The sequence below is a fragment of the uncultured Gardnerella sp. genome, assembly GCF_947280595.1.
GTDB classification, from domain to species: Bacteria; Actinomycetota; Actinomycetes; order Actinomycetales; family Bifidobacteriaceae; genus Bifidobacterium; species Bifidobacterium vaginale_A.
This window is the reverse complement of record NZ_CAMYOS010000037.1, coordinates 1-3,227: the sequence shown is the minus strand read 5'-3', so window position 1 is coordinate 3,227 and position 3,227 is coordinate 1. Positions and strand designations below refer to the sequence as shown.

3 protein-coding genes are annotated in these 3,227 nt (G+C 34.9%); all 3 read right to left on the bottom strand.

Annotated features, from left to right (window positions below):
* Positions 1-357 precede the first annotated feature (357 nt).
* Positions 358-1,290 (bottom strand): site-specific DNA-methyltransferase, encoded by a 933-nt coding sequence (locus tag Q0X59_RS06155; RefSeq protein ID WP_075523556.1) that lies wholly within the window; start codon positions 1,288-1,290, stop codon positions 358-360.
* On the bottom strand, positions 1,275-2,039 hold the full coding sequence (locus Q0X59_RS06150; RefSeq protein ID WP_075523555.1) for a restriction endonuclease: 765 nt from the start codon (positions 2,037-2,039) through the stop codon (positions 1,275-1,277). The genes Q0X59_RS06155 and Q0X59_RS06150 overlap by 16 nt, the downstream gene beginning before the upstream one ends.
* Before the next feature lie 357 nt (positions 2,040-2,396).
* Positions 2,397-3,227, bottom strand: an 831-nt coding sequence (locus tag Q0X59_RS06145) for an ATP-binding protein (RefSeq protein WP_297643945.1), incomplete at its 5' end; no start/stop codon positions are given.

Sequence of the window (3,227 nt, the reverse complement as noted above, 5' to 3'; positions counted from 1 at the left end):
CTCCCTAAATTATCATTTACCGCCCGGGTGCAAAGTGTGTGCACCTTTTAACGTTAACATCCTGTGCACTCGACCCTAGAGTGTTGATATCTTCCCCATACAGCCAAACTGCGCTCAAAAATCGCTCCGAGCCATCTTACAGTCGCCACTCACTAAACCTTTTAACGTTTAGCTTCGCTAACCCCTGCTACACAAGTGCAAATTTGCACCCACCTAATCAGCCCTTGACATCAATACTACAACTCTCCACGTATATTGAGAGAACTTACGAGTATATCTACACTTTTTTGAGTGCACACTATGTATATTGGGTGCACTTTTAACGATAGGAAGGGCTATCGTTAAAAGGTTTGAATTTTATTTTAATGATTCAATTAAATCGAGCTGATTTGTTTCAACCAATTTTGAATAATATTTAACTTTAACGTTTTCGATAAATTCTTCAATTGCGTCAGGATGATTTTTCAAAAACCATTTAATATGATTTTTAATGTATTCAAGGCGGATTTGGGGATCATTTAAGTCATTAGGTACGCGCTTCATTCTTTCGTCAATACTGTCAAATCCATGAAACGGTTCTTTAAGTCTCTCCTCGCACATAACTATATATTCTGGATTTGAATCAAAGCCAGTAGCTCTTCTATTTGTCTGCTGAGCCACCCTCAATAACGTACCACTTCCAAGAAACGGATCTAATACTATGTCTCCTTCATTTGATGAAGACAGTATCATTCTTTCATAAAGTGCTTCTGGCTTTTGTGTTGGATGCAGCTTTCTATTCTTATTACAATAGTGGATATGCGAAAATTCCCAAACATTTCCTGGATTTGCTCCACGCATATTATTAACTGAACGATAGTATTTCTGAGGTACTCTAATTTCATCTAGGTTAAAAATAAAGTTTTTGGGACTTTTTGTGAAGTACAATATATCATCATGTCTTGGAGAAAACCCCTTCGTTTTTCCAATTCCTTGTGTGTAAAACCAAGTTATCCATGAATTAAAAGTCATTCCTAGCTCTTGTTCTAGTATTGAATAGATATAACTTATATATCGCATGCCCATAAAAACATATATTGAACCATCTTTTGAAAGAACCCTATTAGCTTCCTTCAGCCATTTTCGTGAAAATTTAAGGTATTCTTCAAACTCAAGGTTGTCCTTACTTTTACCATAGTCCTTATTCAAATTATATGGCGGATCAGTAATGATTAAGCGAATGCTATTAGTGGGAATTTTCTTGAGTTCTTCAACAGCATCGCCACAAATCGCAACTAATTCTTTATCCATTTGTTCTTTACAGCCTCTCTGTAGAAATCATATATTGTTCGCCTTGTACTGTGTAAATACTTCTGATCAAGTAACTGACACATTTCCCAAGTCGTTCGATACTGATAAGTAACATAATGAATATCTTTAATTTGAATTTGACCAGTCCCAAGTGCAGGATTGTAATTTATATCAGCAGAAGATATGAATTTAAGGTCATACGCATTATAATCAACAATTTCCATTATCCCATCCATTAAACCAGTTTCTCTATTAGTTTCAGAATAGACTCTATGCTTAATTGATAGAATAATAAACATATAATCTGGATCTTTAACATAAGCAGTTCTTATCCTAGAAAATGATGTTATATTAGGACCTTTTCCACTATTAGGAATATCATTTGCGGTGGCTTTAACATCAACATTGCCTGTAATAACATTTCCAGATTTTCTAAATTGAAGAATAATATCTGCCATCCCCAGTCTCTCTTGCGCTTCCACATTTATTAAATTATAAGCGTTGTCGATGTTATCTCTAATGCCAGAAAAAACTTCGCATGCCCAAGCCTCGATCATTGGTCCAGCTATTTTGTTAATATTCTCAAGCGGTAAACCCAGTTTTAAATTTGTATTTATTATTATTTTATTATCGCCTACATTTTTCCGATCGTCTAGAATATTCATCATCTTAGATACTACAAATTCAGAATCTGTTCTATATGTTTTAGACTCTTTAGGTATTTTGAAAATCAAATCTTCATATTTCATATTTTCTAATTCTCCTTAAAAAGCACTTCAATTTGTTTATTCTACCATGTTTTCCCACTTCACAGGGTGGGTGCAAAGTGGCGAATCGACTTGCATGAGCGATTAAATATAATTCGCGAATGCACTTCGATTCGCTGAGCTTGCTCAAAGTTGAAAGCACAGTGTGCTTTCAACGCAAGCGAAGTACGTTAACATCCTGTGCACTCGACCCTAGAGCGTAGACATCTTCCCTCAAACAGAAAAATAGTACTCAAAAACCACGCCGAGCCAGCCTAAAGCAGCCACACATTAAACCTTTTAATAATATCCATCTCGAAACATAATATATACATATATACAAGAACAAAATCAAGCAGATTACATATTCTCTTCCAGTAGAAAATCTGGTAAATATTTGTGTATAATCCCTTCTTGCGAAAAATTCATTGTATCCATCGACAAAACATATTTAGGATAATTATCCTTAACCAATCGATAAACACCAAATTCCCGGCTACGAGTCTCTTCGCTAGCCATCAAATAAGAGACTTGATAATACTCAGTTTCACCTTGTCTAGTAGCAATGAAATCGATTTCTTGATTATTAATACGACCAACTTGAACCTGAAAACCACGAGACAAAAGCTCAATATAGACAATATTTTCTAGAATACGTTCAATTGACGCAACGTTTGATAAGCCTACTGCTTGCCTAAAACCATGATCTGTTACATAATATTTTTCCTCAACCGTCAATAACTTTTTCCCAACACTGTCATAGCGTGGAACTTTTTTTAGAAGATACGCCGCTTGGCAAAAATTCAAGTAATTCAAAATGGTATCAACTGAAACTTTACGATTTTCACTAACAAAATACTTACGTAAGCTGTTAGCTGAAAAACTTTGTCCAATATTATTTAAACAAAAAAGTAAAATGCGATTAAATACATCAACATCTCGGATTGAATTGTATTCAAGTATATCCTTAACAACAACAGTATTATAAATGTCGTTTAAATATCTAAAACTCGGCTCCTCTTCCCCATTAAAATAATGAAGAGGAGGCATACCACCAATTTTGATATACAGCTGAAATAATTCCTGTATGCTTAAATTCAAACTTTGATACAAATTCACAAATTCACTAAAAGTAAAAGGAAGCACCTCAAAACTTACGTAACGCCCTGCAAGCAAGGTGGCAAGCTCGCC